At 49.5% G+C, this 12,233-nt stretch carries 16 protein-coding genes and 1 pseudogene; 12 read left to right on the forward strand and 5 right to left on the reverse strand.

Going from position 1 to position 12,233, the window contains the following annotated elements:
• Window positions 1–97 precede the first annotated feature (97 nt).
• The 12 genes from DWZ67_RS00005 to DWZ67_RS00060 are packed head-to-tail and all read left to right on the forward strand — an operon-like array spanning window position 98 to window position 10,115.
• Window positions 98–394, forward strand: coding sequence for a DUF4134 domain-containing protein (locus DWZ67_RS00005; protein ID WP_004309970.1), 297 nt, complete (start codon window positions 98–100; stop codon window positions 392–394).
• A gap of 10 nt (window positions 395–404) precedes the next feature.
• A complete protein-coding gene (locus DWZ67_RS00010; RefSeq protein ID WP_120137911.1) occupies window positions 405–740 on the forward strand; it encodes a DUF4133 domain-containing protein in 336 nt (111 codons plus the stop codon).
• Window positions 737–3,250, forward strand: a complete 2,514-nt coding sequence (locus tag DWZ67_RS00015) for a TraG family conjugative transposon ATPase (protein WP_120137912.1) — start codon at window positions 737–739, stop codon at window positions 3,248–3,250. The genes DWZ67_RS00010 and DWZ67_RS00015 overlap by 4 nt, the downstream gene beginning before the upstream one ends.
• Before the next feature lie 11 nt (window positions 3,251–3,261).
• Window positions 3,262–3,888, forward strand: a complete 627-nt coding sequence (locus DWZ67_RS00020; protein ID WP_007653045.1) for a DUF4141 domain-containing protein — start codon at window positions 3,262–3,264, stop codon at window positions 3,886–3,888.
• A 19-nt stretch (window positions 3,889–3,907) separates the two neighbouring features.
• Window positions 3,908–4,903, forward strand: a complete 996-nt coding sequence (gene traJ / locus DWZ67_RS00025; RefSeq protein ID WP_120137913.1) for a conjugative transposon protein TraJ — start codon at window positions 3,908–3,910, stop codon at window positions 4,901–4,903.
• A 20-nt stretch (window positions 4,904–4,923) separates the two neighbouring features.
• On the forward strand, window positions 4,924–5,547 hold the full coding sequence (gene traK, locus DWZ67_RS00030) for a conjugative transposon protein TraK (protein WP_120137914.1): 624 nt from the start codon (window positions 4,924–4,926) through the stop codon (window positions 5,545–5,547).
• A gap of 4 nt (window positions 5,548–5,551) precedes the next feature.
• Window positions 5,552–5,839 (forward strand): TraL conjugative transposon family protein, encoded by a 288-nt coding sequence (locus tag DWZ67_RS00035; RefSeq protein ID WP_120137915.1) that lies wholly within the window; start codon window positions 5,552–5,554, stop codon window positions 5,837–5,839.
• Entirely contained in the window at window positions 5,817–7,139 is a 1,323-nt protein-coding gene (traM, locus tag DWZ67_RS00040; RefSeq protein WP_120137916.1) for a conjugative transposon protein TraM, read from the forward strand. The genes DWZ67_RS00035 and traM overlap by 23 nt, the downstream gene beginning before the upstream one ends.
• 33 nt (window positions 7,140–7,172) lie before the next feature.
• Complete coding sequence (gene traN / locus DWZ67_RS00045) at window positions 7,173–8,108, forward strand: conjugative transposon protein TraN (RefSeq protein ID WP_120137917.1); 936 nt, start codon at window positions 7,173–7,175, stop codon at window positions 8,106–8,108.
• Window positions 8,109–8,110: 2 nt separating this feature from the next.
• On the forward strand, window positions 8,111–8,692 hold the full coding sequence (locus DWZ67_RS00050) for a conjugal transfer protein TraO (RefSeq protein ID WP_120137918.1): 582 nt from the start codon (window positions 8,111–8,113) through the stop codon (window positions 8,690–8,692).
• 13 nt (window positions 8,693–8,705) lie between these two features.
• A complete protein-coding gene (locus DWZ67_RS00055; protein WP_120137919.1) occupies window positions 8,706–9,146 on the forward strand; it encodes a DUF3872 domain-containing protein in 441 nt (146 codons plus the stop codon).
• Window positions 9,147–9,206: 60 nt separating this feature from the next.
• Complete coding sequence (locus DWZ67_RS00060; RefSeq protein WP_120137920.1) at window positions 9,207–10,115, forward strand: hypothetical protein; 909 nt, start codon at window positions 9,207–9,209, stop codon at window positions 10,113–10,115.
• 29 nt (window positions 10,116–10,144) lie between these two features.
• On the opposite strand, the pseudogene DWZ67_RS00065 reads toward DWZ67_RS00060, so the two are convergent.
• From DWZ67_RS00065 to DWZ67_RS20235, 5 genes and pseudogenes are all read right to left on the reverse strand, one after another.
• Window positions 10,145–10,626 (reverse strand): annotated as a pseudogene (locus DWZ67_RS00065) (DUF6956 domain-containing protein).
• Between the two features lie 11 nt (window positions 10,627–10,637).
• Window positions 10,638–10,859 (reverse strand): DUF3873 domain-containing protein, encoded by a 222-nt coding sequence (locus tag DWZ67_RS00070; protein WP_120137921.1) that lies wholly within the window; start codon window positions 10,857–10,859, stop codon window positions 10,638–10,640.
• 19 nt (window positions 10,860–10,878) lie between these two features.
• Window positions 10,879–11,091, reverse strand: a complete 213-nt coding sequence (locus tag DWZ67_RS00075; RefSeq protein ID WP_120137922.1) for a hypothetical protein — start codon at window positions 11,089–11,091, stop codon at window positions 10,879–10,881.
• Window positions 11,092–11,141: 50 nt separating this feature from the next.
• A complete protein-coding gene (locus tag DWZ67_RS00080; RefSeq protein ID WP_120137923.1) occupies window positions 11,142–11,675 on the reverse strand; it encodes an antirestriction protein ArdA in 534 nt (177 codons plus the stop codon).
• 289 nt (window positions 11,676–11,964) lie between these two features.
• Window positions 11,965–12,233, reverse strand: a 269-nt coding sequence (locus DWZ67_RS20235) for a hypothetical protein (protein WP_243635126.1), incomplete at its 5' end; no start/stop codon positions are given.

Here is a 12,233-nt window from a genome sequence, read left to right on the forward strand (position 1 = left end):
GTGGGGCACTTTTTAAATGTTGTTCCGGGTCCCTTTTCAAGTGTTAGCTACAAGGCGGACTTCCCACCCGCCGCCCGGCATTAAAAAACAAATCACAATGAGAAAGAAAATCTTTTTGTCGGCGGCTATCCTTGCCGCTGCGGTAAGTGCCTACGCACAGGGCAACGGGCAGGCGGGCATCACCGAAGCCACGAACCTAATCACCGGGTATTTCGACCCCGGAACAAAACTGGTGTACGCAATCGGGGCGGTCTGCGGCTTGATTGGCGGGGTAAAAGTATATAACAAATTTTCGAGCGGCGACCCCGACACCTCAAAGACCGCCGCCAGTTGGTTCGGGGCGTGCATCTTCCTGATTGTCGCCGCCACTATCCTGCGGTCGTTCTTCCTCTAAAACGGCGGCTATGTCTGAATATCCGGTAAACAGGGGTATCGGGAAGCCGGTGGAGTTCAAGGGGCTGAAAAGCCAGTACCTCTTTATCTTTTGCGGCGGCTTGCTCGCCGTCTTCGTGGTGTTCATCGTCCTGTTCATGGCAGGCGTGAACCAGTGGCTATGTATCGGTTTCATCGTGTCGGCTTCGCTGCTGCTCGTGTGGCAGACGTTCCGGCTCAACGCACGGTACGGCACGCACGGGCTGATGAAAGCAGCCGCACGCAAAAGACACCCACGCTTCATTATCAGCCGAAAGGCGATACCCCGGCTGTTCAACTGCAAAAGAAGAAAGGAAGAAAGAACATGAGGAATACATTAAAGGCTACCACGCTGGAAAGGAAATTTCCACTTTTGGCGGTGGAGAACGGCTGCATCATTTCAAAGGATGCGGACATAACGGTGGCTTTCAGGGTGGAACTGCCCGAACTGTTCACCGTCACCAGTGCCGAGTACGAAGCCATACATTCGGCATGGTACAAGGCAATCAAGGTGCTGCCCGACTACTCCATAGTACACAAGCAGGACTTCTTCATCAAGGAGAACTACCAGCCCGACACGGAAAGGGACGAGCTTAGTTTCCTGTCCCGGAGTTTTGAACGGCACTTCAATGAACGCCCGTTCCTGAACCATTACTGCTACCTGTTCCTGACGAAAACGACAAGGGAGAGAAGCCGCCGACAGAGCGACTTCTCCACCCTCTGCCGGGGCAGGATTGTCCCGCAGGAGATAGCCGACAAGGAAGCGGCGGCAAAGTTCATCGAAGCGGTCGGGCAGTTTGAAAGGATTATGAACGACAGCGGTTTTGTCACCCTTACCCGGCTGGCGGCATCGGAAATCACCGGGCAGGACGGAAAGGCGGGCATCATCGAGAAATACTTCTCGCTCTCTCAAACAGATACCACCTGCCTGAAAGACATCGGGCTGTACCCGGAAGAAATGCGTGTCGGGGACGATATTCTGTGCCTGCACACGCTTTCGGACGTGGAAGATTTGCCCGGAAAGGTCGGGACGGACACACGCTTTGAAAAGTTGTCCACTGATAGAAGCGATTGCAGGTTGAGTTTTGCCGCCCCGGTGGGCGTACTGTTGTCGTGTAACCACGTCTATAACCAGTTCATCTTCATAGACGACCACGCCGAAAACCTGAAGAACTTCGAGCAGACCGCCCGGAATATGCAATCGCTCTCCCGCTACTCCCGTGCCAACCAAGTGAACAAGGAATGGATAGACGAGTACCTGAACGAAGCGCATAGCAAAGGGCTTATCTCGGTGCGCTGCCACTGCAACGTCATGGCATGGAGCGATGACCGGGAAGAACTTAAACGCATACGCAACGATGTGGGAAGCCAGCTTGCACTAATGGAGTGCAAGCCACGCCACAACACGGTCGATACGCCCACGCTCTTTTGGGCGGGCATACCCGGCAACGAGGCGGACTTCCCCGCAGAGGAAAGTTTCTACACGTTCTTGGGGCAGGCTCTCTGCCTGTTCGTGGAAGAAACGAACTACAAGAGTTCGCTTTCCCCGTTCGGCATCAAAATGGTGGACAGGGTAAGCGGTCGCCCGCTGCACATCGACATTTCAGACCTGCCCATGAAGAAAGGCATCACCACCAACCGCAACAAGTTCATACTTGGGCCGAGTGGTAGCGGGAAGTCTTTCTTCACCAACCACATGGTGCGCCAGTATTACGAGCAGGGTGCGCACGTGCTATTAGTAGATACGGGTAACAGTTACTTGGGGCTGTCCCAGCTTATCCACAACCGCACGCATGGCGAGGACGGGATTTATTTCACCTACACCAACGAGAACCCGATAGCATTCAACCCGTTCTATGTCGAAGACGGGGTATTTGACATCGAGAAGAAAGAGAGTATCAAGACGCTTATCCTTACTTTATGGAAGCGGGATGATGAAGCCCCCAAGCGGTCGGAAGAAGTGGCGTTGTCCAATGCGGTAAGTGCCTATATCGAGCTGATAGGCAAAGACCGTTCGGTAACGCCCTGTTTCAACACGTTCTACGAGTTTGTCCGGGATGATTACCGCCGACAGCTTGAACAGAAGAACGTCAGGGAAAAGGATTTTGACATTGACAATTTCCTGAACGTGCTTGAACCGTACTATCGTGGCGGTGAATACGACTACCTGCTGAACTCCGACAAGGAACTGGATTTGCTGCATAAACGCTTCATTGTCTTTGAATTGGATAATATCAAAGACCACAAGATTTTATTCCCGATAACGACTATCATCATCATGGAAGCCTTTATAAACAAGATGCGCAAGTTAAAGGGAATAAGGAAGTTAATACTAATTGAAGAAGCGTGGAAAGCGATTGCATCGGCGAATATGGCGGACTACATAAAATATTTGTACAAAACCGTCAGGAAGTATTTCGGGGAAGCGATTGTGGTAACACAGGAAGTGGAAGATATTATTTCCTCGCCCATAGTGAAAGAGAGTATCATCAACAACTCCGATTGCAAAATCCTGTTAGACCAGCGAAAATATCTCAACAAGTTCGACAGCATACAAAACCTGCTCGGACTGACCGACAAGGAGCGTTCGCAAATATTGTCTATCAACATGGCGAACCACCCCGGACGGAAGTACAAGGAAGTTTTCTTCTCGCTGGGCGGCACGCAGTCGGCGGTATATGCCACGGAAGTTTCGTTGGAAGAATATTACACGTTCACGACAGAGGAAAGCGAGAAAATGGAAGTGTTCGCCCTCGCCGAGAAGCTGGGCGGCAACCTTGAACTGGCTATCAAGCGGCTTGCGGAAAGCAAGAGAAATCCCCAATCATCAACAACTTAAAAATCAGGAATATGAAGAAAACAATTCTCCTTATGGCGGTATGCCTTTGCTTCATCGGCAAGGCATCCGCACAGTGGGTGGTGTCAGACCCCGGCAACTTGGCACAGGGTATCATCAACACCACCAAGCAGATAGTGCAGACTTCCACCACTGCCAAGAACACGCTGGACGGCTTCATGGAAGCGCAGAAGATTTTCCAGCAGGGTAAAAAATATTACGATGCGCTCAAAGCGGTGCATGACGTGGTTAAGGGCGGTGTCAAGGTGAAGAAGTCCATTGAACTGGTGGCGGAAATATCTGAAATCTACGTGCGCAACTTCCAAAACATGCTGGCAGACCCGAATTTCACGCCTGACGAACTTTCCGCAATATCGTTCGGCTATGCCAAACTGATGTCGGAAAGCTCGGACGTGTTGCAGGACTTGAAAAATGTAGTGAACATCACGGGTATGTCGCTGACGGATGCCGAACGGCTGGCAATCATCGACAACGCTTATCGAAGTTTGCTTAACTACCGCAACCTCGTGAACTACTACACCCGCAAGAACATATCCGTGTCCTACCTGCGGGCAAAGAAGAAAAACGACACCGACCGGGTGCTGGCTCTCTACGGCTCGGCGGATGAACGCTACTGGTAACATATAAATCGGTATGCCTATGTTATTAGCAGCAGTGGATTTTGACAACCTGCACCAAGTGTTGCGGGTGTTGTACGATGAAATGATGCCCTTGTGCAGCAACATGACGGGGGTAGCCAAAGGGATAGCCGGGCTGGGTGCGCTGTTCTATGTAGCCGCCAAAGTGTGGCAGTCGCTCGCACGTGCCGAACCCATAGACGTGTACCCACTCCTGCGCCCTTTTGCGCTGGGGCTGTGCATCATGTTTTTTCCAACTTTCGTGTTGGGGACTATCAACACGGTATTGTCGCCAGTGGTGAAAGGGTGCAACCAGCTTATGGAAACGCAGACTTTCGACATGAACGAGTACCGGGCGCAGAAAGACCGACTGGAATATGAAGCCCTGATGCGAAGCCCCGAAACGGCTTACCTCGCATCGGACGAGGAATTTGACCGACAACTGGAAGAACTGGGCTGGTCGCCCTCCGACATGGTGACTATGACCGGGATGTACATGGACAGGGCGGCTTATAATATAAAGAAGTCCGTCCGGGACTGGTTCAGGGAACTGCTGGAAATGCTCTTTCAGGCGGCGAGGCTGATTATCGACACGCTGCGCACGTTCTTTTTAATCGTGTTGAGCATACTGGGTCCGCTGGCGTTTGCGATTTCCGTCTATGACGGTTTCCAAAGCACGCTGACCCAGTGGATTTCACGCTATATCTCCATTTACCTGTGGTTGCCCGTGTCCGATTTGTTCAGCAGCGTGCTGGCACGCATACAAACGCTGATGCTCCAAAAGGACATTCAGGAACTTTCAGACCCGAATTTCATTCCTGACGGGAGCAGCACCGTGTATGTAATCTTTATGATTATCGGCATCGTGGGCTACTTCACCATTCCAACGGTGGCAAGCTGGATAGTGTCGGCTGGCGGTACATCCGCCTATAACCGCAACGTGGCACGGGCAGGGTCAATCGCCGGGGCTGCGGTCGGTGCGGCAAGCGGAAAAGTAACCGGGAAACTACTCAAATAACCAACATCAAAATTTAGTATATGGAATTTAAGTCATTAACGAACATCGAAACGAGTTTCCGGCAAATCCGGCTCTTTGCGCTGGTATTCATCTGCCTGTGCACATTGGTGACGGGCTTTGCCGTGTGGAACTCGTACAGCTTCGCCGAAAAGCAGCGGCAGAAGATATACGTCCTCGACAACGGTAAAAGCCTGATGCTGGCACTCTCGCAGGACATGGCACAGAACAGACCCGTGGAAGCCAAATCGCACGTGCGGCGTTTCCACGAACTTTTCTTCACCTTATCACCCGACAAGGGGGCTATCGAAAGCAACATCAAACGCTCGCTGTTCCTCGCCGACAAGACCGCTTTCAACTATTACAAGGACTTGGCGGAAAAGGGGTATTATAACCGGGTGATTTCCGGAAACGTCACGCAGACGGTGGAGATTGACAGCGTGAAGTGCGACTTCGACCAGTACCCATACAAGGTGAACACGTATGCCCGCCAGTTGATTGTCAGGGAAAGCAGCCTGACGGTGCGAAGTCTTGTGACCTCGTGCCGATTGCTCAACGCCACACGGAGCGACAACAACCCGCACGGCTTCATTATCGAAGCGTTCACCATTACCGAGAACAAGGATTTACAAACCATTAAGAGATAGCCTTATGGAGAGAAAACGAAACTACATCGAAAAGGTGCAGGACTGGGCGGACGACCGACTGCGCCGAATGTGCGGACGGATTACGCCGGGTAAAAGGCTGGCGGTTATCCTCGTGATGTTCTTCTTTTTCGGCGGCTTGTCTATCTACATCACCGTTTCATCAATCTACAATATCGGGAAACGGGACGGCAGGCGGCTGCAAATAGAACACATCAAACAATACCCGCTACACGATAGCGACAGTATCAACTTATTAAACAGACTGAACAATGGACGAAGTACAGAAGAATGAAAGTAGCATATCTACTTCACCAACAAATGGGAAGCCCCCAAAAGAAAATAAGCCTAAAAAGGAACTGACACCCCAACAGGTACAGCAGCGCAGGAAAATGATAGTCTTCCCGCTGATGTTCCTTGCCTTTGCCGGGTGCATGTACCTGATATTCGCCCCCTCCGGCAAAGAGGACGTGAATATGGAAAGCGTGGGCGGCTTCAACGCCGACATCCCCCTGCCCGCAGAGGACGGGATTATAGCCGACAAGCAAAAGGCATACGAACAAGCGATGCTGAACCGCAAACAGCAGGACAAGATACAATCCTTGCAGGACTTCGGTTTCACGGGGGACGATAAAGCGGAAGAACCGCAAGCGGAAATCGACCTGATGCCGGAAGAAGATGCGAAGCCCCAAAGGGGCGGCGGTGCTTCTTCACGGGCGGCTTACCGGGACATCAACCGCCAGTTAAGCACGTTCTACGAAACCCCGACGGTGGACGAGGAAAAAGAGGACTTGAAGCGGCAGGTGGCGGAACTGACAGACCGACTGCAACAACAGCAGAACGCCACGCCTACGGCTGACGACCAAATGGCACTCTTGGAAAAATCCTACGAACTGGCGGCAAAATACATGAATGACGGCGAACAGAACGGGCAAACGGCACAAGTGCCTGTTGCCGGGACTGTCACCCAAATGCCACAAGCCCAGCCCGTGCAGGCAATCCGGGAAACGACCGTATCAGGATTGCAGCAGCCCACGAGCGATGCCGACTTCATCCGGGCTTACAGCCAGCCACGAAACTACGGCTTCAACACGGCGGTAGGCACGGGCTACGCTATGGGAAAGAACACGATAGCCGCCTGCATCCACCAAGACCAAACGCTGGTGGACGGGCAGGCGGTGAAACTACGGCTGCTCGAACCCATGCAAGCCGGGAACATAGTCGTGCCGAAGAACACCCTTGTGGCGGGGACGGCAAAGGTGCAGGGTGAAAGGCTCGACATACTGGTGTCCTCGATTGAGTACGCTGGCAATATCATCCCGGTGGAACTCGCCGTGTTCGACACGGACGGGCAAAAGGGGCTTTCCGTCCCGTCCTCTATGGAGCAGGAAGCGTTCAACGAAGCTATGGCGAATATCGGCAGCGGGCTGGGAACAAGCATTTCCTTTGCACGGAGTGCCGGGCAGCAGGTGGCTATGGACGTGACAAGGGGCTTGCTGCAAGGAACGTCCGGCTATCTTGCGAAAAAGTTCAGGACTATAAAAGTAAAACTAAAAGCAGGCTATAAAGTCATGCTTTACGCCAAACAACAATAACCATTTTATCAACCACTAAAATTTCAATTAACGATGAAACAGATTTTTGTAATGTTCGCCCTCTTGCTGGGCGTGTGTGCGGCAAACGCACAAACCGCTGACACCGTGAAGTATGCGGCAGGCAACGACTTGTACCGGGGGATTACCCGGAAACTCCCGTACCGCCAAATGGTTACGCCCTACGGCGTGGAAGTGACCTTTGCCAAGACGGTGCATATCATCTTCCCCGCCGCCGTCCGCTACGTGGATTTGGGAAGCAACCACATCATAGCGGGCAAGGCGGACGGTGCGGAGAACGTAATCCGGGTGAAAGCCACGACAGAGGGCTTTCCGGGCGAAACGAACTTTTCCGTTATCTGCGAGGACGGCAGTTTCTTTTCGTTCAACGCCAAGTACGCCCGTGAACCGGAAATGCTCAACATCGAAATGAAAGACTTCTTGGAAAATGAAGATACGTCCGATTTCTCGCATACCCGCATGAACATCCATTTCCGGGAACTGGGCAATGAAAGCCCGCTGCTGGTGAAACTGATAATGCAGAGCATCTACAAGAACAATGACCGGAAAGTGCGCCACTTGGGTAGCAAGCGTTTCGGCATACAGTTCTTAATCAAAGGCATTTACACCTATAACGGGATGCTCTACGTGCATACGCAGACGAAGAACAGTTCCAACGTGCCTTTCGATACCGACTTCATCAAGTTTAAGATAGTCGATAAGAAAGTACCCAAACGCACGGCTATTCAGGAAACGGTACTGGATGCGGTACGCAGCTACAACGAGGTGGTAGAGATTGCAGGAAAAAGTACCGTGTGCACGGTGTACGCCCTGCCGAAGTTCACCATTCCTGACGACAAGCTGCTGGTCGTGGAACTCTACGAGAAGAACGGCGGGCGGCATCAGGTTATCCGGGTGGAGAACGCCGACATCGTGAACGCAGAAGTGATTAACGAACTCAAAATCAAATAGGGATGAAACGGTTTCTATTTATCGGAATACTCTTTGTGCTGTGCCTGCATTTCAACCAGGCACACGCACAAAGATACCTGCCGGGCATGAAAGGCTTGCAGGTCACGGCGGGCATGGCGGACGGGGTGCATTGGAACGCTGGCAGTGATTTCGCCTACCACATCGGGGCGGCATACAGCGTTTACACCAAGAACGCCAACCGCTGGGTGATTGGCGGCGAATACCTGCACAAGAAATATGACTACAAGGATATGCAGATACCCGTAGAACAGTTCACCGCAGAGGGCGGATATTACCTGAAATTCCTTTCGGACAGGCGAAAGACCTTTTTCCTGTCGCTGGGACTATCGGCACTCGCCGGGTATGAAACAAGCAACCGCAGTGAAAAGCTGCTGCCGGACGGCTCCACGCTGCTGGATAAGGACTGCTTCATTTACGGCGGTGCGCTCACGCTGGAACTGGAAGCCTACCTGACCGACCGGGTGGCTCTGCTGCTGAACGCAAGGGAACGGGCGTTGTTCGGCTCGGACATAGGCAAGCTCCACACGCAGGTATCTTTGGGACTGAAATTCATTATCAACTGACCGCTATATAATAATGTATATGAAGAATGTAATGTATAAAATCATCATGGGCTGCTACATCGTGGCCGCCCTTGTGCTTGTCACCGCCTGTAATGACAACTTGGATATTCAGCAGGCGTACCCGTTCAGCATCGAAACGCTGCCCATACCCAAAAGGCTGAAAGTCGGGGAAACCGCAGAAATACGCTGCCAACTGGTGCGTGGCGGCTATTACCAGCCGACTACCTATCAAATCAGGTATTTTCAGCCTGACGGCAAAGGGAAGCTGGAAATGGATAACGGCACGGTGTTCCTGCCCAATGACCTTTACCTGCTGGAGAAAGATACGTTCCGGCTCTACTACATTTCGGCATCGACCGACCAGCAGACGATTGACATTTATGTGATTGACAGCTTTGGACAGATGCAACAATTTTCGTTCTCATTTAATAATGACAGTAGCGAGGAAGAATAAATCTTTTTTAGATGAATATGTTAATAAACACCCAGCAAAATATTGTCGGGTGTTTATTTTATGAGTATTTTTGTTGTCACAAATAAATTAGAAGGAATGATGTACTATAGATATTCAGACGAAGAATTAAGAACAATATGTAGAAATCATATTGAGAACTTTGAAAAATGGGCTAGAATTTTTATTCACAATGTTTTATCAGAAAAAATTGGGGATAATTATTTTCATGAAAAAGGGGCAGATGGAAATTATAGAATGAAAAAAGCCATTGTAGAAAAAGCGGATAAAATGATGGCTGATGAACCATTAAGATTTCCTACTCCACTAGATACTTTATTTGTTGAAGATATTATCTACATACTATGTAAACCCGATTTTTATAGAGATTATTTTTCTCCATATTTACATGATATGTACCCGGAGGGAAATAATGAACTTAGAACTTTTTTAGAACGTCTTATTCCCATTAGAAATAAACTTTCTCATACAAATCCTTTTTCTATAAGGGAAGCAGAACGATGTGTTTGTTATAGTAATGATTTTATTGATTGTATTAAAGAGTATTATAGAATGGCAGGAAAAGACAAAGATTTTAATATACCCACAATAATTAAAGTAAATGATTCTTTAGGTAATGAGTATATCATAAAGGATGGACGAGCAGGTGAAAGTTTGACAATTATAGACCCTGCAACAAAACAAAAGAAAGTTTTTTATTTAGGAGATAAGTTTAGTTTAAATCTTACCTTAGACCCTTCTTTTAGCGAAGACTCTTATAACCTAATTTGGCAACAAAAAGAAGGTATTGAAATTTTGGATAATGGAAAACGAATAAATGTAACCATAACAAATCAATTGATAGGTGAAAGCGCTTTTGCTATGTGTAAATTAGTCACAAAAAATGAGTGGCATAGATTTGGGGGATATGACCAACAATTATTTGTTAACTTCAAAGCATTACCTCATTAAGTAACGGCGGCAACCGCCGCCGTTCTCCATCAACTGATTTCAAGGCTCTTTACGGGTACATTTTTCTCTAACCATACCTTTACCTGTTCAAAGTTGTATTCGCCCGTTATGACCGCCGTATGGTCGTCTATGGCTACAAACCTGACACTCTCGTAGCTGTTTACCCAACCCCGTAGGGAGCAACACCCCAAGCCGCCGCATCTTCAAAAACGCTGCGGTCTATTTGGCGGATTGGCTCGCTGAAAACTACTACCATTGTCTGAAAGTCCGGCTTGTCCTCCAGCAGTTGCAGGTGGTGCAACGTGCCGAACTCGTCAATTTTGCGCCCCCATGCCCACACGTCATTATACAAATCATCGCCCCATTGGTGCGGACGGTCGAAGCGGACTTTTACCCCCGTAGTGTGTTCGTTTTCCTCCGTGTCCTCGATAACGCCCGTTACCATTAAGCCCGTAAAAATGCACTCGCAACGCCTGCCGATTAGTTCCCTGTTTACTTCTGTCGTTTTCATATCCCTAAAATTTACTTGTTGTTACTCCGTTCTTTCTTCGCCAGCCATTCGTCACGCCTGCGGCGGCACTCGTCCAGCGTTTTGGCTACCGTACAGAAAAGTTCCATATCGGTATGACGGTAATCGTACTGGTAAAATGTCTGTCCCTTAAATGCGCTCAAACGGCATTTGACAAACTTTTCCTCTCCCGGTGTTTGGGTAATGCTTACCCCGTTTTTGTTAAGTGACTGCATGATGTTCTATTTTTTATGGTTATAATATCAGTAAGGAAAGCAACAACAGGAAAAGCAGAGCCACACCCAGCATATAAAGGGCTGACAGGCAGACCCGGAACAGGAAACGGGCGGCACAAAAAACGATATATACCGTTATCGCCGTACCTGCTCCGGCTACGCTGGCGAACCGCCATGCAAGGCAGAACAGCAACACCCGCCAAAGGATTTTATAAATGCTTTTCCGTTTCATCGCTTTGTATTTTTAGCGGCAGGGCTTTGTTACCCCGCCCGGATTAGTTGTTATGCCGCTCGGAACACAAAACCGTCATCAAACCAGTAATCGCACATAAAGAGGTCACGGGCGAACTGCTTGTAATCGAAATAGGTTTTGGCGAAGTCCGGCAGGTCGTAACATTTCTCCACTATTTCATAGGCGAAATCTTCTTCATCGTCATATTGACCTTGATACTCGTCCCGGAAATCCCGTACAAGGAAGTCCGCATTTTCCCCCTCCAAATCACGTTTTTTGTAGTTGCACCACACGAAAAAGGCTTCCTGTTCGGTGTCGCCCAAATCTTCCACCGCATCACGCAAGGCGAAGAAGTTTTCAGAAATCCAGCTTTCGCTGATTAAGCCCTCCGGCACGTTCTCCCAGTCCTGAAACATATATTCCGCATCTTCCTCGTCCTCGTGCAGTTCCCGGCAGGCTTCGTAAAATTCTTCCTTGTCCGAATAGTCCGACAGGTCGAGCCATGCCCCAAACAAAGAACCGTTGTTGTACTTGCCGTAAGTGCCTACATAAACTTTTGCTTCCGATAATACCTTTGCTTCCATATTGCTGTAATTTTTAAGTTTTTGATTTTATGCGGATTCGAGAGGTGAGGGAGTTGAAGTTTCACTGAACTTTTTTCCTGTTTCCCGTAAATCCGACTTTTTTTTATGCGTCTTCCGGTCGGGTCGGTCGTTTTCGTTTCACATAGGCTTAAAAGGGTAGTGTTTAGAGTTTGCAGGTTTTTGGGCAAAAAATACCTCGCAAGGCAGGGAAGATTTTTTCGCCAAACCGGAACGGCTCGACCTTGCAAAATCGTGAAGAACACGTAACTACCTTTGCCTATTGAAATGATTAAAACGACTGTCCCGGCTGGGGGACTGCGTAAGAGGAAGATTTACATTTAGGGAAACAGGGGAAAAGTGCCTGTTCTTTTTCGTCTTTTAGGGAACACTCCATGCGGGCGGGAAAGGCAAGGGTGTTGTGAGCTTGCTTGCAATACGCTTGTGCGGGTTTCCAACGGCTCTTTTCACGAAATACAGTCAGCCATGCCACGGCACGGCTGGCGTTTCGGGGAATGTGCCAGTGGGAAAGGGATATAAAAAAATGCGGGTAGTCGGTGG

It is taken from the genome of Bacteroides sp. AF34-31BH (genome assembly GCF_003602795.1).
Lineage (GTDB): Bacteria > Bacteroidota > Bacteroidia > Bacteroidales > Bacteroidaceae > Bacteroides > Bacteroides uniformis.